Genomic DNA, 23,128 nt, shown 5'->3' with positions numbered 1-23,128 from the left:
TGAGCACAAAAATATAACTTTTTAATTTAGTTTAATCTTATTACGACCTTGACTTGTACACTTCATAAAATAGTTTGTATTTTAGCTTTCAAATTGAATAAAAAAACCAGATGAAAATATTAGTCATTCAGCAAAAAAGGATCGGAGACGTTTTAACCAGTACAATTATTTGCAACAACCTAAAAAGCAAGTTTCCTGACGCTACAATTGACTATATGTGCTATCCTAATTCGATTGATGTTCTTTTAGAAAATCCGAATATTGACAACATTATTCCGGTAACTAATAAAATTCGAAAATCGACTCTTGGGTTTGTTAAGTTCATTTTTGAAATTCGCAGAAAAAAATATGACGCTGTTATAGATGTGTACAGTAAATTAGGAACCAACTTAATTACGTTTTTTTCTGGAGCAAAATATAAAGTTTCGTACCACAAATGGTATTCTAATATTTTTTACAATTACAGTTACGAACGTTTTGATGCCATAAAATCAGAATATGGTTTGGCAATTGAAAATAGATTGCTGCTTCTTAAACCTTTTTTCTCTGAAAAAATCACCAATGTAAAGCCTAAAATCTTTTTGAAAGACTCTGAAATTGCAGAAGCCAAAAGCATTTTAAAAAGCTATGCTATTGACCCTGAAAAACCGCTTATTATGTTTGGAATTTTAGGAAGCGAGCATTACAAAACCTATCCGTTGGATGGAATGGCGAAAATTATCGATTTTACTGTAGCGAAAACCAACGCAACTATTCTCTTTAATTATATCCCGAATCAAAAAGAGCAAGCTTTGGAGGTTTATAATTACTGTTCCGAAGAAACCAAAAAGCATATTGTTTTTGATTTATACGCTACAGATCTACGTCAGTTTTTAGCAATACTTTCTCAATGTGAAATGCTGATCGGAAACGAAGGTGGAGCTGTAAATATGGCTAAAGCATTAGAGATTCCGACTTTCTCTATCTTTACTCCTTCTGTCAGAAAAGAAACTTGGCAGCTGTTTGAAAATGAAGCAAAAAACGTTTCTGTACATTTAAAAGATTTAAAACCAGAAATCTACGAAAAACACACCGAACAATACATAAAAGAACATACTTTCGAATATTACGCTGAATATCCGTTGGAACTTATGCTGCAAAAATTAGAGACTTATTTTCAAGAATATAAAAATTGAAAAAGTAAAGGCATTACCAATGGATCGTGAAAAGCAAAAATTATCAGTATTAATCATTACGCTTAATGAAGAACAGCATATAAAATCGCTTCTTGAAGATATTGATTTTGCTGATGAAATCATTGTTGTTGATTCATATAGTACCGACAAAACAGCAGACATTGTAGCATCTTTTCAAAACATAAAATTAATTCAGAATCCCTTTATTGATTATACTTCTCAACGAAATTTTGCTTTAGATCAAGCTAAAAACCATTGGGTTTTATTTATTGATGCCGACGAAAGATTGACTCCCGAATTAAAATCTGAAATTAGCACTGAAATTAATTCTGAAAATGCGGCAAGCGCGTATTTTATCTATCGCATTTTTATGTTTAAAGCAAGTAGACTAAATTATAGCGGTTGGCAGACCGACAAAATTTTCAGACTTTTTAATAAATCAAAATGCAGATATAATGAAGAGAGAACCGTTCACGAAAAACTAATTGTAAATGGCACAATTTCTACTTTAAAAAACGAAATCATACATTTTTCATACTCCTCCTATGAAGATTACAAATCGAAAATGTACAAGTATGGCACTCTTAAAGCCAATGAAAAATTTGCTAAAGGAATCAAACCGTTTTTTTTACTGCAATTTCTTCATCCTTTATACACGTTCTTATACCAATACATAATTCGTTTTGGTTTTTTAGACGGAGGGAAAGGCATAACGATTTGTTATTTGAATGCGTACAGCGTTTTTATTCGCTATAAAGAATTAAGGCGACTTACTTCTTCCAAAATTTAAGCTTCTTTTTTAAGCGTTTTTTTCTGTAAAATTTCTCTTGAAAATCTGAAGTAAATTTCCACAAAGTTTCGAAAATTTTCTCTTCAGATTGTTCTTTATAATATTTAGCATATTCATTACTCATTGTTGCCACCATTTCTTTTAATGGTGTTAAACGGCATAAATTTTTCATGCGCATTTCAAAAGACATCACGTTATGGAATTCCATTCTATTCAAATCTACCAGAAAGAAATCATAATTGCCGCTAGCATTCTTTTTAATCAAAGTATTTCCTGGAGAATGGTCTAAAAATTCAATTCCTTTTTCGTGAAGACCAAAACTAAATTTAGTAAACTGCCTTAAAATGTTGTCGCGATCTGGAAAATCCGGTATTTCTACCAATTCTCTGTAAGTAAGATCACATTCTAGTTGTTCGCTAACATAGAAGCTTTTTTCTAAACCAACTAAAGATGAAAATTCAGCAAATGCAATAGGTTTTGGAGTTCCAACACCTAATTCTAATAATCTATTTGCAAACTCAAAAGAGCGTTTTGCTTTCGATTTTCTGAAGTATTTATAAGCGATTTTATTAATTAAGTGTGGAACTTTAAACGATTTTATGTTTATCTTTTTATCGTCTAAATCGAAAAGCTTTATCTGATTGCGCTGGCCAATTACAAAGTCCTCTCCTTTTATATTAAAAAAACGAATATATTCAAGAAGAATATTTTCAAATTTTTCATATCCGCGATTTAATCTTAAAATCATAAAAATTGTTTCAGCAAATTTAGCTAGTTTTACCAACTAATAAAAACTATTTCAAAGATAATGCACATTACTCTTATAAGTTTAGACAATTGGGGGCTCAACAAACATATAGCTGTAGACTTAGAAAAACAGGGACATACTGTTCGTCATATCGACTTTAATACTTTTAAATATAAATATCCGTCGGTATTCCATAAAGTCTATAATGTTATATTGAAAGCCTTCTTTAAAACTAATTTGAAGCATCAGCATTACGGAAAAGAAATAATCAACGAATTAAAGAAAAATAATCAGATTCAAGATGTAATTCTGACCATAAAAGGTGATTTTATAACTCCTGAAAGCATTTTGGAATTTAAAAAATATACCAAAAAATCAATCGGATTCTTTAATGATAATATCTATCGTTGTCCAAAAATAAAACGAGTGCTTCATTCTTTTGATGATGTATTTTCGTTTGAAAAGGAAGATTGCACCAACTATAATTTAAAATTCGCCTCAAATTGGATTTACAATTCAGAAAATACAAATAATACAGACGAGCATGAATATGATGTTTTCAATATCAGTTCAATCGACAAGAGGCTTCCGATACTAAAAAGGATTGCTGCTAATTTAGCTTCGCAGCATTCAAAATTTAAATTCATTGTCTATGATAAAAAACAGAAAGATAATGATCAAAACATTACCTATATAAAAAGCCATATGCCTTTAAGCGAGGTAAATCATTATATTAATCGCTCAAAAGTACTTTTAGACATCAACCGACTTGGGCAAAGCGGACTTACTTTTCGAGTTTTTGAAAGCTTGGGTTTAGAAAAGAAGCTCATAACCACAAATGCAGATATTAAAAATTACGATTTTTATAATCCAAACAACATTTTAGTCATTGACGAAAAAAATCCAATTATACCGATGGAATTTTTCGAAAATGACTACGAAAAAATACCTAATTCAATTCTAGAAAAATACACCTTAAAAGGCTGGACCAATCATGTTATTCTTAAAGGCAACTCTTTGTAATTTGTCTAAGATATTTTTAACCGTAATATTTTTTGCATTCAAAACAGGCCAGTATGTTTGCAAAAGTCCGCGCTTATAATGATCATTATTGGATTTGAAGAAGCTAATAATTGAACCGATATCGAATTTTGGCCCATTATTCCCTTATCTGTTTTTCCATTAATTCTCATTAGCCAATTGACTTTTAAGTACATCGAACATCCATTGATGGAATTGGCCAAAATAAAATTAAAATCTTCGTCGGTAAAATCATAATATCTCTTTTTCTTCAAATCACTTTAAAACACAATAGGCTTTCCAATTACAAATACGATAAAAAACAATTACAAGTAAAATGCATAACTTTGTAATCTTAAAATATAATTTGTAAAATGAACGAAGAAATCATCAACGCATATGAAGTAATTAAAAACGGAGGTATAATTTTGTACCCGACAGATACGGTTTGGGGAATTGGCTGTGATGCTACCAATGCCGAAGCTGTTGCCAAAATCTACAAATTAAAACAGCGTGCCGAAACACAAAGCATGATAGTTTTAGTAAATGGTGAAAAGATGATCTACAACGTATTTAAAGATATTCCTGAAGTAGCATGGCAAATTTGGGATCTATCAGACAAACCAACCACTTTAATTTTAGACGATGCCAAAAACGTCGCTCCAAATATCATCGCTGCTGACAAATCTCTTGGAGTACGATTGGTAAAAGAACCTTTCTGTTACAAATTAATGGAGAGAATGAAAAAACCTTTAGTTTCTACTTCCGCTAATATTTCTGGACAACCAACACCAATTGCTTTCAAAGACATTAGTCCAGAAATCATTAATGGAGTGGATTATGTGGTAAAACTAAACCAAGATAAAATAAACGGAAAATCGTCTACAATAATCAAATTGACAAACGATTCTCAGGTAAAAGTGATTAGAAAATAGTTTTTTATTTCAGGTTCTAGGTTTCAAGTTTAAAACTGAACGTGAAACCTGAAACTTGAAACTTGAAACCTGAAACTTGAAACCTCAAACTTTAAACAGCCTTAAGGCTTTCAATAAGCCAATCGATATCTTCTTTTGAGTTATAATGGCTAAAAGAGATTCGGAGATTTGGTAACTTTAAATCCGTCTCCGAAAGCATTTCGTTTAATACATGCGAAGGTTTTATACTCCCTGATTGGCAAGCGCTTCCTCTAGAAACTGCAATTCCTTTCATATCCAAACTAAAAAGTAGCATCGAAGTTTTGTCGGATGAAAAAGGCAGGATAATATTAATGATATTATAGAAATCATCTTTTTTTCCGTTAATCCTAAAATCTGGAAAATGGATTTCTAATTGTTCTATCAGATAATTTTTCAAACCTAAAATATAAGCTCTTTCTTCATCCAATTTCTCGCAAGAAATAGACAAAGCTTTTGCCATTCCAGCAATTTGATGTACGGCTTCGGTTCCTGCGCGAAGCCCTTTTTCTTGTTCTCCCCCAAAAAGTAACGGCTGTAAACCAGAGTTTTTTCGAACAAAAGCAAATCCAATACCTTTTGGCCCGTGAAATTTGTGCGCACTGGCCAAAATAAAATCAACAGGAGTCTTCTGCAGATCGATTTCAATTTTTCCGATAGACTGGACAGTATCGGAATGAAACAATGCGTTATATTGCTTACAAATCAAACCCACACGATCTAAATCCAAAACAGTGCCTGTTTCATTATTCACATGCATCAAGCTAACCAAAGTCTTTTTTTCTTCCGCCAGCAAATTAGACAAATGTGTTAAATCCAAACTTCCATCTGCATTTACAGCAACATACTCTACTTGAATTTTGTATTCTTCTTGAAGTGCCCAAACGGTGTGCAAAACAGCGTGGTGTTCTATTTTGGAAGTAATAATTCTTTCTACTTTTAAATCTTCAACAGAAGAACGAAGAATCCAATTATCGGCTTCAGTTCCGCCAGAAGTAAAAATTATTTCTTGAGCAGTGCAATTTAAATGCTTGGCAATGCTCTTTCTTGAAAGTTCTAATATTGTTTTACCGTTTCGTCCAAAACTATGCGTAGACGACGGATTTCCGTAATCCTCAAGCATTATTTTCGTCATTTCCTGAATTACTTCAGGACGCATTGCTGTTGTTGAGGCATTATCTAGATATACTTTTTTCATTGATGCAAAGTTAAGAAATATCAATTGTGAAAACTTAAATATAATCTGGCATTTTTTTCACTATTTTTGACCCAAATAAATTTTACGATGAAAAAATATGCTGCCCTCCTATTATTTGCTCTTTTCTTGAACGGGTGCGATGATGGAGATTTAACTGTAGACGAAATAGATTTTGAAGATATCGCGGAAGGACAAGCCTGTGATGCTACAACAAATGCCTTACTATATAAGCTAAAACCTCAAGAAGCACTTTTATTGCAAATGCCAGAAGGCTCTATAAAAAATGATAATTCAACCTATTCGTACCCTATCAATTCGAGCACATATCGCGTTGTATATAGAGCTTATGACGGAGCGATCACAAAAGAAAATATATGTGGCACAATCCCTCCAAGCATACCAAAAGTAACAGAAGAATGGCTTGGATTAGATGGTACAATTGAAATTACATCAATACAAAAGGATGCGCCAACAAACAAAGATAATCCGGACTTAGGCACAAGGATAACAGGATACCAGCATACTATAGTATTTAAGAATATAACATTTCAAAAACCGACAGGAAAGCAAACAGAGCCAAAATTTGAATTTGGAATATATAACACTACAGTAACGCCAGCCGATTTGACTTTTAGAACCAATCCAAATGGGTCTGCTTACGAATGTGATGATATTAAAAGAGTTTACAACTACAACCTTTCATTTTACTTATCGATTGATGATATCGATCCCAAATTGTTAGTTAATGATGTTACTGACGATAAACCACGTACAAGTTTAATATCCTCAACACAAAACAAAGTGTTCTACAGAACGGCAAAAGCAGAAACAGGATCGATTACGCCAGCCTTTATTTGTGCTAATGTGCAGCCTGCTTCTCCTGTAATTGAGGAGACATGGACAGGTGTTGCAGGAAAAGAAAATGAAAGTGGCATTATTGAAGTAACGACTACTTCTTCACCGAATGCATTAGGAACAGTTTACACACACACCATCGTGCTTAAAAATGTGACACTACAAAGAGGGAACAGCACTTTTAATCTTGGAACCAACTTCCTTCTCGGAAAAATTGACAGACAGGAAAACAATTAAAACATAAATATCCAAAAAGAAATCAGCAAAAATAATTCTTACAAAAAAACGTCTGTTTTTTGAAATGATTTTAAAATTAAATCAGGACAAAAAACAGACGTTTTTTTATGCATTACAAGTAAGCTTTTGACTTCAAAAAAAGCTTAATTATTTAGTGTTTTGCCTTATATAAACTTCGGTAGCTCCAAGACCATATTTTTGATAATTGGCATCTTGAAAATCAATTCCATCATAACGACCAAGTAAAAAATCAAGCTCTGCTTTTAAAATCCCTTCGCCGACGCCATGAATAAAAACGATTTTCGGAATGCGATTTCTGATCGCAAATTCGATATGTCTTTTAGCTGTTTCTGTCTGTAAAGTCAAAATATCATAATTGGACATTCCGCGTTTATTTGGAACCAATTTTTCGATGTGCAAATCAAATTCTGGAACACCAACATCCCGTTTATCTTTCTTTTCTTTGACAAAACTTCTTGGTTTTGGCTCTGTTTTCTCTTTTACAACCTCATCTAAATCAATCCTTTTAATAGAATTCATTAAATTACTGGTATATTGAATTTTAAGTAATTCGTTGACTAAAAATGTCATCATAAAACCATCCTCTGTCTCTATTAAAACTTCGCTATTTTTGACCGAAACCACTGTTCCATTTATGGCTTCATCAAGTACTGAAACCTTATCTCCTTTTATCAACATCCTACTCTTCTTTATCGTTATTTTTACTTGGCGTTTTTGCACTCAACTGCATCATTCCAAACATAAAAACCACAATCGCAATGATCATGATATAGATGTTTTTTTCTTCTGAAACCTGCTCGTAAAACGCAACCGAAATCGCAAGAATCATTATTATAATTTTAAAAGCTTTCATCCTTTCTGTATTTTTAAGATTTCAAAAGTATAAAACTTTCAAATAGCACTTCTACACTCCCCAAACGTTTGTCATATTTTTTTAGTAAAATTGCAAAAAAGATCTGCCATGAGTTTAGAGAAATATATGATTCCTTGCCTGTTCAAAACCTTCTTTGGTTATGACTGTTTAGGATGTGGATTTCAGCGATCTCTTTTCTTACTTTTTCAGGGTGAATTCTCAGCTGCTTTCAAAATGTATCCAGCCATTTACACTTGCCTTTTACTTATTAGTTTTATTGCATTTCACAACTTAGATAAATCAAGAAATTATAAAAAACTGATTTGGAACGTTGCCATAGTAAACTTCATTTTTATGCTTGGCGGTTATTATTTTAAACACTTTTATTTTTAAATTTTAGATTTTAGATTTTAGAAATCGCTACGCTCTTTTTTGGAATTTGGGATTTAAAAAATTGGAATTTTAAACAAAATTTTATTTCTTAATCTGATTCAAAATATCATTCATCATCTCGATTTGAACTTTTTGGATTTCGATTAATTCTTGTTGCTGATGCATAATCAAATGGTCGATTTTATCATGAATTAATCGAATCTCTAATTCAGATTTCAGATTGATCATATAATCTTTTTTAGCACGATTACGGTCTTTTTCTTCTTGTCGGTTTTGGCTCATCATAATAACCGGCGCTTGCAAAGCCGCAACGCAAGAGAGAATTAAATTTAAGAGTATAAACGGATACGGATCAAAGCCTTTATTTAGAAAAATATAAACATTAGCACCAATCCATACGGAAATAAATATGACGAAAGAAATAATAAAAGTCCAGCTACCGCCAAAATCAGCTACTTTATCCGCTACTTTTTGCCCTAAACTTCTAATTTCTTCTTCGTCTTCAACAATACTAACAATCGATTTATCTTCCTTCAAGGAAGAAATAACATTCTTCTCCATTGCAGAAAGCGCTCCAATTTCAGTAGAAAGGTAATTTGAAATGTATTTTTGACGGTAAATATTTAATTCATTTACAGCAATGCAGTCTTCGGTGCTAAAGTCAGGATATTCTTTTTTGATTAATCCTAAAATAGGATCATGTATATCTTTACCGCAAATTTTCTCTTTTTCCCCAAAAGAAATCCCAGAAATTGCACTTTTAAATGTTTCTTTATTTTCCATTTTCATTACGTTTTAAAAGCTAATTTACGCAATTAACTTCTTACGAATTACATAAAAAAGAACCGTTTACAATTCGTTTTTTATCACAAATCAAACTTTACAAAGAAAATTTCTTTCGTTAAATCGTGATTTTATTTCCAAAAAACGCCTTACTTTTAACGTTCCAAAATTATTCATTCATTTTTACCATTGTGACAAAAGACAATATTATACAAAATATAAGGGCTTTAAAGAGCCATTCACACATAAATTACGGCATTAAAACCAAAACAGAAGACTTTACAGAAAAGCTTTTTTACACTCTTTTTGATTCGAATGCAGCACTTGATGAAAGCATTGACGAATTGGAGTTTCGTTTTAAAGAAATTGCTGTTTTGGCCTGCAAAAAGCCGCAAAATTTATGCGAATCGATTTGGGATCGCTTTTTAGAAAAACTTCCTGGAGTCTTAGAAAAGTTAAATCAAGATGCCGAATATATTCTTGAAAACGACCCTGCTTCAAACAGCATTGATGAAGTATATTTAGGCTATCCTGGCTTTTACGCCATTGCCATTTACCGACTAAGCCACGAATTATACCATCTTGATTTATTGCTATTTTCTCGATTAATGAGCGAATACGCACACAGAATTACAGGTACCGATATTCACGCAGGAGCTGATATTGCATCTCCCTTTTTTATCGATCACGCAACAGGTATCGTAATTGGAGAGACTACTATAATCAAGAAAAATGTAAAAATTTATCAAGGTGTTACGCTTGGAGCATTAAGTGTAAGCAAAGAAATGAAAAATGCCAAAAGACACCCGACTGTTGAAGCCAATGTTTGCATTTATGCCAATGCAACAATTCTAGGAGGAGAAACTGTAATTGGAAAAAACAGTGTTGTTGGAGGAAATGCTTGGGTTACTAAATCTATTCCAGAAGATTCTATTGTTTTAAACACGACTACTACTGAAGTAAAAATCAAAGAAAAAAAATAACATGAATTCACATAAATTATTAAACCTAATTGGCAATACTCCTTTAATGGAAACGGTCAATCTAGTTAAAAATAAAAATGTAAAACTTTTACTGAAACTTGAAGGGAATAATCCTGGAGGAAGTGTAAAAGACAGAGCTGCTTATAACATGATTGCCGCAGCATTAGAAAGAGGCGACATCAAAAAAGGAGATAAATTAATTGAAGCAACCAGCGGAAACACTGGAATTGCTCTTGCTATGATTGCGCAATTATTTGGAATCGAAATCGAATTGGTCTTACCAGAAGATTCTACAAAAGAGCGTACTCAAACCATGCGTGCTTATGGCGCAACAGTGATTCTTACGCCTGCAAACGAAGGAATTATCGGTTCTAGAGATTATGCAGATAAAAAAGTGGCTCAAGGTGGCTACTTAATGTTAAATCAGTTTGCTAATGATGACAACTGGAAAGCGCATTACAAAACTACTGGACCTGAAATTTGGAATGACACTGATGGAACAGTAACTCATTTCGTTTCGGCAATGGGAACAACAGGAACTATTATCGGAACTTCCACTTATTTGAAAGAAAAGAATCCAAACATTCAGATTGTTGGCGCACAGCCGAGTGATGGTTCTCAGATTCCTGGAATTCGTAAATGGCCGCAGGAATATCTTCCTAAAATATTTGATGCTTCTAAAGTTGATACCGTTATAGATGTGAGCGAAGAAGAAGCACGTGCTATGACAAAAAGACTAGCGCTTGAAGAAGGTGTTTTTGCTGGAATGAGCAGCGGAGGTTCTGTTGCTGTAGCATTAAAAATCGCCGAGCAATTAGAATCTGGAGTTGTGGTTGCCGTTATCTGCGATAGAGGCGATCGTTATTTGTCTTCGGATTTATTTGACTGATTTTTTTTAAGTGACAAAGAAGCAGAGGGACAAAGTTTTTACTTCCCTACAAAAACCTTTGTCACTTTGTTGCTTTGAACCTTTGTAACTAAAAAGAAAAAAATGAACTACAGAAAACTAGGAAAAACAAACTTTACTATATCTGAAATTTCGCTTGGCACTTGGCAAGTGGGAGGAAAATGGGGATCGGGTTTTGATGATAAAACGGCCGACGAACTTTTGAATACTGCTATTGACAATGGCGTAAATTTTATTGATACGGCTGATGTTTACGAAAATGGATTAAGCGAAACTGCTGTTGGAAGAGTGGTTCGTTCGCGCTCTGAACGAATTTTTGTTGCCACAAAATGCGGACGCCAAATAAATCCTCATGTTAATGAAGGATATACACCAAAAGTGCTTCAAAAATTTGTGGAAGACAGCTTGAAAAGAACTGGTTTAGAAACACTCGACTTAATTCAATTACACTGCCCACCAACAGAGGTTTATTATCGTCCAGAAATATTTGAACTTTTCGATCGATTGAAAGAACAAGGAAAAATTCTTAATCTTGGTGTAAGTGTTGAAAAAGTCGAAGAAGCATTAAAGGCAATTGAATATTCAAATGTAACCACAGTTCAGATTATCTTCAACTTGTTTCGTCAGCGTCCTTCTGAATTATTTTTTTCGGAAGCAAAAAAGAAAGATATCGGAATTATCGCGAGAGTTCCACTAGCAAGCGGCCTTTTGACAGGTAAATTTGATTCAAAAACAACTTTTGAACCTCAAGACCATCGTAATTTCAATCGTAACGGAGAATCATTCGATAAGGGAGAAACTTTTTCTGGAATTGATTACGAATTAGGATTAAAAGCTGTTGAGCAATTAAAAGCTTTATTCCCAGAATCAAAAAATCTAGCTGCAATTGCACTTCAGTGGATTTTAAGTTTTAATGAAGTAAGCTGCATTATTCCTGGAGCATCCAAAACAGAACACGTTTTATCAAATTTATCGGTTTACGACGCTCCTAAATTAACTGAAGAGCAAATTACTGCAATGAACAAAATTTACAACGATCTCATCAAAGCCTCTGTTCATCAGCTTTGGTAAACCATGTAAAAATCTTTTAAGATGCTGAAAATACTTATTCCTTCGGCATCTTAAAAAACTCAAAACTTATAAGAAAACTTTTCTTACGACTTTTACGCAACCTTTTCTTTATTAGCGCATCTAATAATAAAACCATTACCTATGAAAAAACTAAGTTTTATTTTATTTGCTACTTCGCTAATATGCTTTTCTTGCAGTAATGATGAATCTACAAAGGACGAAGAATCTGCAAGACTTGATAAAATGTATAACGAAATTATAACAGATTCTCAAGTCAATTCAAAACCTTGCACCAATCCAGAGGATTGGACATATACGAAGTTTGGCAATTCGGGCTGCTCTGGATACATTTTGTACAACAAACAAATAGATGCAGTTGCTTTTCAAAAAAAAGTTGATCAATACATCGCTGCTAGAGGAAAATTTCATGTAAAATGGGGAATTTTAGCAGATTGTATACTAACGTCCCCTTCTATGATTCCATCTGAAATACAATGCATAGATGGGAAACCTGTTATAAAATATGGTCTTCCTGAAAATTAACGCTGCATAAGTCTACTAAAATTTTGCTCCAAATTTTAGTAGACTTATTTTTAAATATCGAATTCAATTCTAAATTCGGCACCATGATTTTTTCCTTGGCTCGAGGCAGTTAATCGCCCTTTGTTTCTTTCAATTATCTTTTTACACAAATACAGCCCAATTCCTGTAGAGCCTTCGTTTGCCGTTCCCAATCGGCTCATTTTGGTAAACTTTTTAAATAATTCTTCGATCTGATTTCTGTCAAAGCCAATTCCGTAATCTTTTACAGTAACAATCAATTTTGAAGCTTCAGAAAAGATTCTCACTTTAATTTCACTGTCAAAATACGAGAATTTAATTGCGTTGCTAATTAGATTGACTAAAACTTGAACTAAAAGCCCTTCATCTATTTTCAGTTTAGCTTCTGTAGTTTCCAAAACCAAATCCATTTTTATATTTTTATCCAACAAACGTTGTTCGACTTGTTCGTTAATAAAAGGAACAATAGCAGAAAACGAAATCATCTTAACTTCTTGATTTACTTTCGTAACATGATCTTGTTCTTTTAATAATTTGATAAAATTTTCGATATATCGAAATTGAAGATCCGTCGATTCACAAATTAACGCGGCTAGATCCTGAACCGATTCTGATGGATTTTCGCTTATAATCAATTTAGCTAAACCTTGAGGATTTCCAGCAAAATTCTTTAAATCATGCGAAAGCATATAAACTAAATCCTGTTTTTCGTTTATAAAACTTTCTGCTTCATTAATAGATTCCTGTATGTTGCGCAAAAGCAATCCTGCTTCGTCTGTATATTCTGTTGGCAAAGCAGCAATTTTTCTAGATGCTCTATATTCATCTAAAGCTTTTGATGCTATTGCAATTGGCTTTATCAATCTGTTTAAGACCAAAAGTGTTACTGCTGTTGCCAGCAATGTCATTATTAAAGAAAAAATAAGAATCGATTCTGATGATACTTTATGCTCAAAAAACAAAACGAAAAACAAAATTCCAATTAAAGGAATATGAATACCAATAAAAGCAACAAATAAAAATTTTAGAGCGTAACTCTTTTTAAGAAGGCTAATTTGCGAGAGTTTATGATACAACTTCATAAGAAGATATAGTAGATTAATATGTAATTTTATTGGGTTTATTACAAAAACAAAATTAACTTTTATACCCAATTAAACTAATATTTTGAAGAATTTCTAAATTTTTTCTAAAATTAAATTTGTAGAAGTTTTCAAAGACTTATTTTTGCGCTATGGGAAGAAAAAATACAGACAAAGTTGTCTTTCATCAAATTCAAGTTCTTGATGCTGGTGCAAAAGGAGTTTCGGTAGCCAAAGCACCTGACGGAAAAGTAATCTTTATTCCGAATGTGGTACCTGGAGATGTTGTAGACGTACAGACATTAAAAAAAAGAAAAGCATATTACGAAGGTAAAGCTGTAAAATTTCATGAATTATCTGAATATCGAGTAGAACCAATCTGCGAACATTTTGGAGTATGCGGTGGCTGTAAATGGCAAAATATGAAATACAGCCAACAGCTTGCATTTAAACAAAATGAAGTTAAAAACCACTTACAGAGAATAGGAAAAATTGAACTTCCAGAATTTGAAGCTATTTTAGGTTCTGAGAAACAGTTTTTCTATAGAAATAAAATGGAATTTTCTTTTTCGAATAGCCGTTGGTTAACAGAAAAAGAAATTGGAAGCAATGAAGATTTAGGAAATAGAAATGCTTTAGGTTTTCATATTCCGAAAATGTGGGATAAAATTCTTGACATCAATAAATGTCATTTACAAGAAGATCCTTCAAATGCGATTCGTAACGAAATTAGAGCTTTTGCAAACGAACATAATTTAGCTTTTTTCAATCCAAGAGAACATTCTGGATTATTAAGAACTGTAATGATTCGTACGGTTTCTACGGGAGAAATCATGGTTTTAATTCAGTTTTTTGAAGAGGACAAAGAAAATAGAGAATTAATTTTGGATCATTTGTATGAGAAGTTCCCAGAAATTACTTCTTTACAATATGTGGTAAACGGAAAACAAAATGATACGATTTACGATCAAGACGTAATTCTTTATAAAGGAAGAAACTACATTTTAGAAGAAATGGAAGGATTGAAATTTAGCATTAATGCAAAATCTTTCTACCAAACCAATTCTGATCAAGCTTATGAATTGTATAAAATAACGAGAGATTTTGCTGGACTTACAGGAAATGAAGTCGTTTATGATTTGTATACAGGAACAGGTACCATTGCTCAATTCGTTTCTAAAAAAGCAAAAAAAGTAATTGGTGTAGAAAGTGTTCCTGAAGCTATTATTGATGCAAAAGCCAATGCAGAACGCAATAATATTACAAATTGCGAGTTTTTTGTTGGTGACATGAAAGTAGTATTTAATGAAGCTTTTATTGCACAGCATGGAAAACCAGACGTTATAATTACAGATCCGCCTCGCGACGGAATGCATAAAGATGTCGTAGAGCAAATTTTAAAAATTGCACCAAAAAGAGTGGTCTATGTAAGCTGTAACTCTGCCACTCAGGCACGTGATTTGGCTTTAATGGATGAAAAATACAAAGTAACACGTGTGCGTCCTGTAGATATGTTTCCGCAGACACATCATGTTGAAAATGTTGTACTTTTAGAACTTCGATAAAAAATACATGAAAAAACTAATCTCTCTTTTACTACTCTTTACTTTTGGCTTATCCAGCTGCGAGAAAGATGATATCTGTGATGCTAATACGCCAACTACACCAAGATTGGTTATTACATTTTATGATGTTTCTAATCCGACAAAAACAAAAAATGTGAGTAACTTAAAAGTTATTGGCGATGAAATGACAGAGGGAATTGTTTTTAATGAAAGTCTTGCAGAAGACGATTCGTTGAGATATGTAACCAGCGGTAGTACAGTTTCAATTCCGCTAAAGGTAAATGACAGTACATGTACTTTCAAGTTTATCAACAATTCGCTAAATACTACATCGATAAATACTGATGTTCTTAAATTTAACTATACTCCCCAAAACATATATGTTTCGAGAGCTTGTGGTTTTAAAACCATTTTTCAGTTAAGAAATCCTCTCCCACTTGTACAAACAGATCCAGACGGAGATACTCCTTGGATGGCTGATATTAATATAGAAAACTATAACATTGAATCTGAAGATGAAACACACATTAAAGTTTTTTTCTAGTCTTTCATTATTGTTTTCAATGTTTTTAGGTTATGCTCAGGATGTGCCAGAGATTTCTAAAAATTTGGATACAATACCGCCTAAAAAGCCAAAAACAGAAACTGTAAAAACAGCTAAACCTGAAATTCAGGAAGCGCAAGCTCCAAAAGATAGCATTGTCAAAACAGATCGCTACGGACTTCGTGTTGGTGTTGATTTATACAAGCTTACTCGCGGACTTTATGACAAAAATTATAAAGGAATAGAATTTGTTGGAGATTGGCGATTAACAAAAAAATATTATTTAGCAGCAGAATTAGGCTACGAAGACAAAACTACAGAAGACGACCGTTTAACTTCCTCTGCTAATGGAACGTATATAAAAGCAGGTTTTGATTATAATTTCTATCAGAACTGGCTTGACATGGAAAACATTATTTCTATAGGACTACGCGGCGGGTTTAGTAGTTTTGCCCAAGAATTGCATAGCTATAAAATCTATAATCCAAATCCGTATTGGGGAGAATTGCCTCCAATTGCAACAGATCAAAAATACAGCGGGCTTACAGCTACTTGGATTGAAGTTGCTTTAGGATTGAAAGCGCAAGTAGTAAAAAACGTATTTCTTGGATTTGGTGTTCAGCTTAAACTTCTGGCTTCAAATAAAGAACCAAGCAATTTTGAAAATCTTTACATTCCAGGTTTCAACAGAACTTACGACGGAAGTTTTGGAATTGGTTTCAATTACACAGTTTCTTACTTTATTCCTATTTACAAGAAAAAGACAATGGCGTCTGAAACAGCAAAAAAAGAAGAGCCTAAGAAGAAAAAATAGATTTTTTTTTAAGACGCTAAGATACTAAGTTACTAAGTTTAAAAAAAGTCTCAAATTCAATTCTTGAATTTGAGACTTTTTTTATTTTTACGAGACTGAGAAAAAACTCAGAAACTTAGCATCTTAGAATCTCAGCACCTTTTTTAAGCCAACTGGAAATTAATTGCCGCTTGTGTATGTATTAAAGTCGTATCAAAAATAGGAACACTTAAATCTCCTTCTTTTATTACTAGCGGAATCTCGGTGCATCCTAAAATAATTCCCTCCGCTCCGTTTTTAATTAGATCATTTGAAATTTCTAGATAACGCTTTTTCGTTTCTTCAGTTGCAATTCCTCTTCCTAATTCTTCGAAAATAGTGTAATGAATAAAATCTTTCACTTCTTCGCTTTCTGGAATTATAGTCTCAATTCCTTTTGCTGCAAGTTTGCCTTTAAAAAAATCCAATTCCATTGTGAACTTTGTTCCTAACAACCCCACTTTTTTTATTTCTTTGTTCTGAATTTGAATTGCTGTTTCTTCTGCAATATGAATAAGAGGAATATCAATGGCTTCCTGTAATCTATCTGCAATTAAATGCATCGTATTGGCGCATAAAAGAATCGCTTCTGCCCCGCCCGATTTTAAAATTTCTGTTGCTTTTAAAAGCATATTAAAAGTCGAATCCCAATCGTTGGCATCGTTATTTTTTTTAATATCAGCATAATTAAAAGAGTAAATTAAACACTCAGAGAAATTGAGTCCGCCGAGTTTTTTATTGATTCCTTTATTAATTAAAGTATAATAATCTGATGTAGAAACCCAGCTGATTCCCCCAATAAGTCCAATTTTCCTCATATAGTTTTTATATTATTGAATTTCTTTGATTCCTTTTATAAAAAGCCATTTCATAAAAAGTTTCTCACCGTCTTTGGTTCTTACCGCCTGAAATTTTGGTCCAATAATAGTTCCAATTACAAACGCAGTCATCGGAATCCAAATTCCAGTTAATCCTGTATAAGCTGCAATCAAATATCTAAATATTAGGAAAAGAATTGCGAAGGCGGCTAATTGATATAAAAAAGCTTTTACTTGTAGTTTTGACATTTTTTTTTTGAGTTGCTAAGATTCTAAGGTTCTAAAATGCTAAGTTTTTTCTTAGCCGCTTAAAACACAAATCTTAATATTATTTTTTGAGTCACTAAAAGCTTTTTTTACGTTCTAAATTAAAAACTTAGAACCTTAGCATCTTAGCAACTTAGTATCTTAAAATCTTAAACCTGAAATTTCGTTCTCTTACTTCCTTCGTACATTTCGTATTTTACCAAACGTGCTTCAAGGCTTCCGTTGAAAAGTTTGATTTTTCTTGAAGGTTTTAATCCGACGAATTTTAAAGCTTCTAGATTGGCTGTAATAAACCAAGCGTTTGTTCCTGGATAATTTTTCTTTAAAGTATCACCAATATTAGCATAGAAACGTTCCATGTGAATATCTAAACGCTCATCATAAGGCGGATTGAAAACCATATGCAATTTTCCTTCTACTTCTTTTTCGGTATCAAAAAAGTTGCCTTCAGTAATGGTTATGTAATCATCAAGATTAGCATTTCTGATATTGTCTTTGGCTTTACTAACTGCACTTGGCGCTTTATCAAAACCTTTAATTGTGTAATGAAACTCTCTAGTTTTTTTCATTAAACTATCCACAATTTTATCAAAAAGATCGTTATCCCAATCTTTCCATTTTTCAAAAGCAAATTCTCTTCTATTAATATTTGCTGGAATATTACAAGCAATCATAGCCGCTTCTGCCAAGAAAGTTCCAGAACCACACATTGGATCTAGAAAATGGCTTTGTCCGTCCCAACCCGATAACAAAAGAATTCCAGCTGCCAAAACCTCATTAATTGGCGCAATATTAGTAGCCGTTCTATATCCGCGCTGATGAAGCGAAGCCCCAGAAGTATCTAAAGCAACAGAAACCTGATCTCTATCGATATGAATATTAATACGTAAATCTGGATGCTGTTTATCAATACTTGGACGCTGCCCTGTTCTTTCTCTAAACTGATCCACAATCGCATCTTTACATTTCTGAGAAACAAATTCAGAATGATTAAAATAAGTAGAATGCACCGTTGTATCAATCACAAAAGTCTGATTTGCATTTAAATATTTAGACCAGTTTAAACCCGAAATACCTTTATACAAAGCCTGCTCATTGTTAGCTCTAAAAGAATAAATAGGTTTTAAAACTTTAAGCGCCGTACGCAAAGATAAATTGGCTTTGTACATAAAACCTTTATCTCCTTTAAAGCTCACCATTCTCACCCCTTTTTCAACATCTTGAGCGCCAAGTGTACGTAATTCGTTTTCTAATATTTCTTCAAAGCCAAAAAAACATTTGGCAATCATTTTAAAATTTTCTTCCATTTCTTTTTCAATTAAAAAAAGCCAATCGCCATAACATTTTATTATACTGCTATAAATACGTATCGAAGCGAAATAGTTATTTTTCGGCAAAAATACACTAAATTTGCCGGACTTTTGAATTAATTGAAATAGAATAAATGTCTGAAAAACATAACGCACCAATCCAAAATCAAGAAGACGACAATCAAAACTGGTATTCTTCATGGTTTGACACGCCATATTATCACATTCTTTACAAGGATCGTAATTATCGTGAAGCTCAGATTTTTATGGACAATTTAACGCATTATCTTAACTTGCCAGAAAAAGCAAAAGTATTGGATTTAGCGTGCGGAAAAGGCCGTCATTCTATTTATTTAAATCAATTAGGCTATGATGTTTTAGGGGCAGATTTGTCTGAAAACAGTATTGCAGAAGCCAGCAAGAACAGCAACGAAACACTTCATTTTAAGGTCCACGATATGCGTGAGCCTTTTGAGGAAAAGTTTGATGCTATCTTCAATCTTTTTACCAGTTTTGGGTACTTCGAACGCGATGATGACAACCTAACGACTTTACAAGCCATTAAAGAAAGCTTATCTGAATACGGTTTTGCTGTAATCGATTTTATGAACGTACCAAACGTTATAGAAAATCTTGTTCCAGAGGAAGTAAAAACAGTCGATGAAATTGATTTTCACATCAAAAGATATGTTGAAGACGGACATATTTTTAAAGAGATCGATTTTGAAGATCAAGGCAGAAAATATCATTTTACCGAAAAAGTAAAAGCACTAACTTTGAAAGACTTTCAGGATTTAATGGACGAAGCTGGAATTTTCCTTCTGGACATTTTTGGTGACTACAAACTCAAAAAATTCCATAAAACCGAAAGCGAAAGATTAATCATGATTTTTAAATAGGTTTAATCGTTAAACCGTTAATTTGTTTAATCGCTAAACAGACTAACGGAAAAACCGATTAAACGATTAAACAAAAAACGATTAAACAAAAAGATGAATTATCTACTACCCTTATTTTCTGTGCTTTTAGGATATAGCTTGGCTTTATTTATAAAACCAGAAAACAAAAATAATTTAAAGTTACTACTGGCATTTAGCGGTTCTTTTTTATTGTCATTAACCGTAATGCATCTTCTTCCTGATGTTTATGAATCTCACAATCATAATATCGGAATCTTTATTATGGTCGGGATTTTATTTCAGATTGTACTCGAATTTTTCTCAAAAGGTGCTGAACACGGACACGTTCACGGACATGCAAAAATGTCTCAGATTCCGTGGCTTTTGTTCATCAGCCTTTGTATCCATGCCTTTTTAGAAGGTTTTCCGGTAAGTCATCATCACGGTTTAGCAGTCGGAATTGCCATCCACCATTTGCCAATTGCAGTTATCTTAACGACATTTTTTATCAATGCCGATTTAGACAAAAAAGCCATTTTTGCCTTCATGCTGACTTTTGCCATCATGACACCGCTTGGAACAATAGCTTCAGAATATTTGCCTTTTTTAAGTAAATATTATACCGAAATAACAGCAATCGTAATCGGAATTTTATTCCACATCTCTTCAACAATCATTTTTGAAAGCAGCGAAGGGCATAAGTTTAATGTTGCTAAGGTTTCTATGATTGTTCTCGGAATTCTATTAGCATTCTTTTTATAATGTGTCAATTAGAGAATGTGTCAATTAGAGAATGTGCCAATTAGAAAATGAGTCAATTAGAGAATGAGAAAATTTTCTAATTGACACATTATCTAATTATCTAATTAACACGCTTTCTCTCCTCTTGATTTCCAAAATTGCGTTCCTTCAAGTTAATCTTTTTGTTTCCAAAATTGTAAATCACAGACAAACGCACAAAACGATTACTTTCATTTTGACTATAAACCTGCTTCACGCCATTTACAACCGAAGTAAAATCTTTTAAATAAGAAGTATTAAAAATATCATTCGCTAAAAAAGCAATTTGAAGCGTTTTATTCAACAAATCTTGCTTGAATCCAATATCAAAACTAGAAGTATATCCTATTTCATATAAGCCACTTTTAAAAGGCGTACTGTAATTAAAATCAATCTGAAGTTTTGTGTTTTTTCCTAAAATAAACGTATTATTCGTTGTAAAATCAATCTGCAGACTGTTTGATGGCGTTGCATTTATATCTTTTATAAATTTCGTTTCAGAACCTAAAAAGTACAGCGTATTTTCACTTTGCCACCAATCTGCAAAACTTGCAGAATAACTTTCTCCTAAACCATAATTCAAACCTTTAAAATAATTTTCGCGCGTTATAATCTGCGTATTGGTTTCTGGGTTTGAGGTAAAAACAACCCCATATCCGTTTGTGATTGCATTTACAAAAATGCTTGTTCTTAAAACCTCTTTATACGAATGCGCCAATTCAAAATTATCACTAAACGAAGGTTTCAAAAACGGATTTCCTTCAGAATAACTGTTGCTATTAATATAAACTCTAAACGGATTCAACAAATCAAAACGGGGTCTGTTAATTCTCTTTCCATAATTTAGACTAAAAGTATTGTTGTCATTTTTCTTGCATGAAGCATAAAATGTTGGAAATAACTTCAAATAATCATTTATATTTTCTTGATTCATAGTTTCAGAAAATCCGTTTGTTTGTGTGTTTTCTAATCTTAATCCCGCTTGCAAAGTCCACTTTTCATTTATTTTTTTATCACCATTAATATAAACCGCCTGATTATTTTCAGTGTATTTAAATCGATTTGACTGACTAGGATCTAATTCTGGAGTTCCAGTAATCGTATTGTAAAAAACTACATCACTTAAACTATTTGTAAAACTCATTTTTACTCCGTAAGACAAATTGAAAGTCTGAAACGGGTGTTCCATATCTGCCTTAAAACTCCAATTATCAATATCTTGATTCGAAATATTTCTTCCTGACTGGTTGATATCGATGAATTCCATATCCGGATTATAATTGTCTGCAATAAAATCTCTGTCGAATTTTGAATTGTAATTGAAGTAATCCACATCAAAAGACAATTTTCGATTTAGTGGATCTAATTTGCTAATGAAATGTGCATTATAAGTCTGATTTTTAGAGCCTTTATCTGTAAAACTATTATTTAATGTTACTTGCTGCAATTCGTTTTGCATATTGTATTTTTCAATTCTAATATCAGATCCAAAATCAGGATTATTTCTGTCGTTCATAAACTGAAAACCAATCGTTGTTCGCTCTGATAAATCATAATCTAAAGCTAGTTTTCCTGAAAAATTCTCGTTTTTAACTTTTGTATCAGCTTTCATTGTTGAAAGTCCGTCAGGAAAATACATATCTAAATTCTCTGTAGCGTTTTTATAACCTGTTTTACCATTTACACTTGCTGAGAATCTGAACTTATTTTTACTGTAGAAGAAATTATCTCTCAAAGTGTAAATTCCGTATTTGTTCTGATCGTAAGAAACTGTTGTCGAATTTTTCCACGAATCACGAACTCCTTTTTTCATAATAATATTAATAAGTCCTCCTGTTCCATCGGCTTCGTATTTTGCTGGCGGATTACTTATCACTTCGATATTTTTAATATCTGCTGCCGAAATTGATTTCAAGAAATTATTCAGTTCTTCGCCGGTCAATTCAATCAAACGTCCATCGATCATGACGCGCGAAGTTCCTTTTCCTAAAATAGTAATCATATCATTTTTCACCACAACTCCAGGCGCCGTATTAATCGCGCTTAATGCATCACCACCAGTAGTTGTAACATTATTTTCTAGATTATAAACTAAACGATCTGTTTTCTGCTCGATGGTTTTCTTTTTAGACTGAACGACAACTTCAACTAATTTGGTTTCGTTTTCTTTGAGAATAATGGTTCCTAAATCGGTATTTTTTTCTAACGAAATTTCTTTTTGATAATCAGTAAAACCCAAAAAAGTGATTTCAATTTTGTATGAATCATTTTTTAGATTGATTTCAAAAGCACCATCTTCCTTAGTTGTAGTTCCGTCAATAATTTTTCCTTCCTTATTTACTATTGAAATTTCTGCCCATTCTAAAGATTTAGTTTCGCTAGTTACTTTCCCTTTTAATGTTGATTGCGCTAAACAAAATAAAGGCAATAGTAATAAGATTAGGAGATTTAATTTTTTCATGATTTCTAGTTTTAACTTGTTC

General features: G+C 32.6%; 25 protein-coding genes. 15 read left to right on the top strand and 10 right to left on the bottom strand.

Translation table 11 applies throughout. The features are described 5' to 3' along the window. The first annotated feature begins 110 nt into the window (after window positions 1-110). Window positions 111-1,175 carry a glycosyltransferase family 9 protein gene (locus ABTV69_RS13140; RefSeq protein WP_433829437.1) on the top strand — a complete coding sequence of 355 codons (1,065 nt, stop codon included), beginning with the start codon at window positions 111-113 and terminating at the stop codon, window positions 1,173-1,175. 19 nt (window positions 1,176-1,194) lie between these two features. Next, window positions 1,195-1,965: a glycosyltransferase family 2 protein gene (locus tag ABTV69_RS13135; protein ID WP_433829435.1), complete on the top strand. Its 771-nt coding sequence runs from the start codon at window positions 1,195-1,197 to the stop codon at window positions 1,963-1,965. Here ABTV69_RS13135 and ABTV69_RS13130 read toward each other — a convergent pair. After that, window positions 1,946-2,713, bottom strand: coding sequence for a lipopolysaccharide kinase InaA family protein (locus tag ABTV69_RS13130; RefSeq protein WP_433829433.1), 768 nt, complete (start codon window positions 2,711-2,713; stop codon window positions 1,946-1,948). The genes ABTV69_RS13135 and ABTV69_RS13130 overlap by 20 nt on opposite strands. A 60-nt stretch (window positions 2,714-2,773) precedes the next feature. Between ABTV69_RS13130 and ABTV69_RS13125 the strand changes: the two genes are divergently transcribed. Together ABTV69_RS13125 and ABTV69_RS13120 are read left to right on the top strand one after the other, a co-directional pair. After that, complete coding sequence (locus tag ABTV69_RS13125) at window positions 2,774-3,736, top strand: hypothetical protein (protein WP_433829431.1); 963 nt, start codon at window positions 2,774-2,776, stop codon at window positions 3,734-3,736. Between the two features lie 371 nt (window positions 3,737-4,107). After that, entirely contained in the window at window positions 4,108-4,668 is a 561-nt protein-coding gene (locus tag ABTV69_RS13120) for an L-threonylcarbamoyladenylate synthase (RefSeq protein ID WP_433829429.1), read from the top strand. Window positions 4,669-4,759: 91 nt separating this feature from the next. Here ABTV69_RS13120 and ABTV69_RS13115 read toward each other — a convergent pair whose 3' ends face one another. After that, entirely contained in the window at window positions 4,760-5,884 is a 1,125-nt protein-coding gene (locus ABTV69_RS13115; RefSeq protein ID WP_433829427.1) for a cysteine desulfurase family protein, read from the bottom strand. 87 nt (window positions 5,885-5,971) lie between these two features. On the opposite strand from ABTV69_RS13115, the gene ABTV69_RS13110 reads away from it, so the two are divergent. Further along, entirely contained in the window at window positions 5,972-6,976 is a 1,005-nt protein-coding gene (locus tag ABTV69_RS13110; RefSeq protein WP_433829425.1) for a hypothetical protein, read from the top strand. A gap of 147 nt (window positions 6,977-7,123) precedes the next feature. Here the strand turns inward: ABTV69_RS13110 and ABTV69_RS13105 are convergent, their stop codons facing one another. Both ABTV69_RS13105 and ABTV69_RS13100 read right to left on the bottom strand, forming a co-directional pair. Continuing rightward, entirely contained in the window at window positions 7,124-7,675 is a 552-nt protein-coding gene (locus ABTV69_RS13105; RefSeq protein ID WP_433829423.1) for a Smr/MutS family protein, read from the bottom strand. Window position 7,676: 1 nt separating this feature from the next. After that, a complete protein-coding gene (locus ABTV69_RS13100) occupies window positions 7,677-7,850 on the bottom strand; it encodes a hypothetical protein (protein ID WP_172426676.1) in 174 nt (57 codons plus the stop codon). Between the two features lie 108 nt (window positions 7,851-7,958). On the opposite strand from ABTV69_RS13100, the gene ABTV69_RS13095 reads away from it, so the two are divergent. After that, window positions 7,959-8,243 carry a DUF2752 domain-containing protein gene (locus ABTV69_RS13095; protein ID WP_433829421.1) on the top strand — a complete coding sequence of 95 codons (285 nt, stop codon included), beginning with the start codon at window positions 7,959-7,961 and terminating at the stop codon, window positions 8,241-8,243. An 81-nt stretch (window positions 8,244-8,324) separates the two neighbouring features. Here ABTV69_RS13095 and ABTV69_RS13090 read toward each other — a convergent pair whose 3' ends face one another. Further along, window positions 8,325-9,026 carry a DUF1003 domain-containing protein gene (locus ABTV69_RS13090; protein ID WP_433829419.1) on the bottom strand — a complete coding sequence of 234 codons (702 nt, stop codon included), beginning with the start codon at window positions 9,024-9,026 and terminating at the stop codon, window positions 8,325-8,327. A 191-nt stretch (window positions 9,027-9,217) separates the two neighbouring features. Between ABTV69_RS13090 and epsC the strand changes: the two genes are divergently transcribed. The 4 genes from epsC (at window position 9,218) to ABTV69_RS13070 (ending at window position 12,530) form a co-directional block, all read left to right on the top strand. Beyond that, on the top strand, window positions 9,218-10,009 hold the full coding sequence (gene epsC, locus ABTV69_RS13085; RefSeq protein WP_433836707.1) for a serine O-acetyltransferase EpsC: 792 nt from the start codon (window positions 9,218-9,220) through the stop codon (window positions 10,007-10,009). A 1-nt stretch (window position 10,010) separates the two neighbouring features. Further along, window positions 10,011-10,898, top strand: a complete 888-nt coding sequence (gene cysM, locus ABTV69_RS13080) for a cysteine synthase CysM (protein ID WP_433829417.1) — start codon at window positions 10,011-10,013, stop codon at window positions 10,896-10,898. Window positions 10,899-11,000: 102 nt separating this feature from the next. Beyond that, window positions 11,001-11,987 carry an aldo/keto reductase gene (locus ABTV69_RS13075; RefSeq protein WP_433829415.1) on the top strand — a complete coding sequence of 329 codons (987 nt, stop codon included), beginning with the start codon at window positions 11,001-11,003 and terminating at the stop codon, window positions 11,985-11,987. Between the two features lie 141 nt (window positions 11,988-12,128). After that, complete coding sequence (locus ABTV69_RS13070) at window positions 12,129-12,530, top strand: hypothetical protein (protein WP_433829413.1); 402 nt, start codon at window positions 12,129-12,131, stop codon at window positions 12,528-12,530. A 50-nt stretch (window positions 12,531-12,580) separates the two neighbouring features. Here the strand turns inward: ABTV69_RS13070 and ABTV69_RS13065 are convergent, their stop codons facing one another. Beyond that, the gene (locus tag ABTV69_RS13065; protein ID WP_433829411.1) at window positions 12,581-13,630 is read right to left on the bottom strand and encodes a sensor histidine kinase; all 1,050 of its coding nucleotides are present in this window, start codon (window positions 13,628-13,630) and stop codon (window positions 12,581-12,583) included. 152 nt (window positions 13,631-13,782) lie between these two features. On the opposite strand from ABTV69_RS13065, the gene rlmD reads away from it, so the two are divergent. From rlmD to ABTV69_RS13050, 3 genes are read left to right on the top strand one after another with little or no spacing between them, the layout of a single operon-like run. After that, window positions 13,783-15,195, top strand: coding sequence for a 23S rRNA (uracil(1939)-C(5))-methyltransferase RlmD (gene rlmD, locus ABTV69_RS13060; protein ID WP_433829409.1), 1,413 nt, complete (start codon window positions 13,783-13,785; stop codon window positions 15,193-15,195). 7 nt (window positions 15,196-15,202) lie between these two features. After that, a complete protein-coding gene (locus ABTV69_RS13055; RefSeq protein ID WP_433829407.1) occupies window positions 15,203-15,739 on the top strand; it encodes a DUF6452 family protein in 537 nt (178 codons plus the stop codon). Continuing rightward, window positions 15,711-16,553 carry a DUF6048 family protein gene (locus ABTV69_RS13050; protein ID WP_433829405.1) on the top strand — a complete coding sequence of 281 codons (843 nt, stop codon included), beginning with the start codon at window positions 15,711-15,713 and terminating at the stop codon, window positions 16,551-16,553. The genes ABTV69_RS13055 and ABTV69_RS13050 overlap by 29 nt, the downstream gene beginning before the upstream one ends. A gap of 143 nt (window positions 16,554-16,696) precedes the next feature. Here the strand turns inward: ABTV69_RS13050 and ABTV69_RS13045 are convergent, their stop codons facing one another. The 3 genes from ABTV69_RS13045 to ABTV69_RS13035 form a co-directional block, all read right to left on the bottom strand. Then, window positions 16,697-17,389, bottom strand: coding sequence for an aspartate/glutamate racemase family protein (locus tag ABTV69_RS13045; RefSeq protein ID WP_433829403.1), 693 nt, complete (start codon window positions 17,387-17,389; stop codon window positions 16,697-16,699). 12 nt (window positions 17,390-17,401) lie between these two features. Next, window positions 17,402-17,638 carry a hypothetical protein gene (locus tag ABTV69_RS13040; protein WP_433829401.1) on the bottom strand — a complete coding sequence of 79 codons (237 nt, stop codon included), beginning with the start codon at window positions 17,636-17,638 and terminating at the stop codon, window positions 17,402-17,404. Window positions 17,639-17,805: 167 nt separating this feature from the next. Then, window positions 17,806-18,963 (bottom strand): THUMP domain-containing class I SAM-dependent RNA methyltransferase, encoded by a 1,158-nt coding sequence (locus ABTV69_RS13035; protein WP_433829399.1) that lies wholly within the window; start codon window positions 18,961-18,963, stop codon window positions 17,806-17,808. 137 nt (window positions 18,964-19,100) lie between these two features. Here ABTV69_RS13035 and ABTV69_RS13030 point away from each other — a divergent pair, with 137 nt between their 5' ends. Further along, entirely contained in the window at window positions 19,101-19,865 is a 765-nt protein-coding gene (locus ABTV69_RS13030) for a class I SAM-dependent methyltransferase (protein ID WP_433829397.1), read from the top strand. Window positions 19,866-19,958: 93 nt separating this feature from the next. Further along, window positions 19,959-20,627 (top strand): ZIP family metal transporter, encoded by a 669-nt coding sequence (locus ABTV69_RS13025; protein ID WP_433829395.1) that lies wholly within the window; start codon window positions 19,959-19,961, stop codon window positions 20,625-20,627. A gap of 100 nt (window positions 20,628-20,727) precedes the next feature. Here ABTV69_RS13025 and ABTV69_RS13020 read toward each other — a convergent pair whose 3' ends face one another. Then, window positions 20,728-23,106: a TonB-dependent receptor domain-containing protein gene (locus ABTV69_RS13020; protein WP_433829393.1), complete on the bottom strand. Its 2,379-nt coding sequence runs from the start codon at window positions 23,104-23,106 to the stop codon at window positions 20,728-20,730. Between the last annotated feature and the right edge of the window lie 22 nt (window positions 23,107-23,128).

The organism is Flavobacterium anhuiense, assembly GCF_050990855.1.
Classification (GTDB): domain Bacteria; phylum Bacteroidota; class Bacteroidia; order Flavobacteriales; family Flavobacteriaceae; genus Flavobacterium; species Flavobacterium anhuiense_C.
The sequence above is the reverse complement of the archived record's forward strand: the minus strand, read 5'-3'. Positions and strand labels throughout refer to the sequence as shown.